The 1,265-nt window shown below is 39.6% G+C and carries 1 protein-coding gene; it reads left to right on the plus strand.

All coding sequences use genetic code 11. From position 1 onward, the window contains the following. Positions 1–283 precede the first annotated feature (283 nt). Positions 284–1,265: S1/P1 nuclease (locus AC1DDX_RS27515; protein WP_477623046.1), on the plus strand; the 982-nt coding region annotated here is incomplete at its 3' end.

The following is a 1,265-nucleotide window of genomic DNA, read 5'->3' on the forward strand; positions in this document are numbered from 1 at the left end:
TCTAAATCGAGATATGAGTCTAAACTCTGAGGAACGAATAGTTTACTTCTGCTTCCTTCTCATTCTAAATTATCAAAAACAAATCTAAAGGACGATAGGAGAGATCTCTTGTTTATGCTAATTTGCTGTGTAGCTACTTCATGGTCAAGAGATCTCTCCTATCGTCGAGATGGCGAGAAAGAAATATGTTGTGACGAATACCTAACACAAAAGATACAAGTAAGAAAACAAAATGTTGGCAACTAAAATTCCGAATTCTTTTGCGCCTGATTAACTTTGGGCCATGAGACAATATACCCTAAGCGCATCCCTAATTATATTGACCATAGCCCTGGTATCCTGGGGCCAGAAAGGTCATAAAGCCATTGCCACTATTGCAGAAAAACACTTAGCTCCAAACACAAAAACCATAGTAAGCACCTATCTGAAAGGTGAAACCATGAGCGAGGCAAGTACTTGGGCTGATGAGATTAGTGATGATCCTCAATATAAAAAAACTGCATCCTGGCATTACATCAACCTTCCAATGGGATTAACCAAAGAGCAGTTTACAGATTACGTTATTAAACAAGACAAAGACAATGTTTATACTGCAATTTTAAAAGCAGAGGCAAACCTTAAAGATAAAACACTTAGTTTGGCACAAAAAAATCAGGCATTAAAATTCCTGATTCATCTTGTTGGTGATGCACACCAACCCATGCATGTTAGCCGTGCCGAAGATAAGGGCGGCAATGATGTACAGGTAAGATTTAATGGAAATGGAACTAATTTGCATGCCTTATGGGATGGAAAACTTATAGACCATGAAGGATTCAATTATGCTGAAATGGCAAAAAAATACGATTGGGCCAACCCGGAACAAGTGAAGAAATGGCAGGCCGATAGCCCTATGCAATGGCTATGGGAAAGTTACCAGGTAAGCACTCAGATCTACGACGACACTCAGCCAGGTAGTAACATTGATGAAGCTAGCTACAAAAGATCAATCGCAATTGTCCACCTGCGCATTGCTCAAGCTGGTATACGATTGGCTGGAGAATTAAACAAACTATTTAACGAACAACAACAGACTCGCCCTATAGAAAAACCGATAGTACCTATCGCTGTAGTTCCGTCCAAACCTTTGGCTAAAGCAATCACGGTAAAATTAACTGACCTAAAGAGCTCTGTTGGCAAGAATGTAATAGTAACAGGCAAGGTATTTAGCCTGAAAGACATTAAAAGTATGGTATTAGTTAATGTTGGAGCAGCGCATCCCAATC

The sequence above is a fragment of the Pedobacter sp. 10L46_2 genome (genome assembly GCF_056395165.1).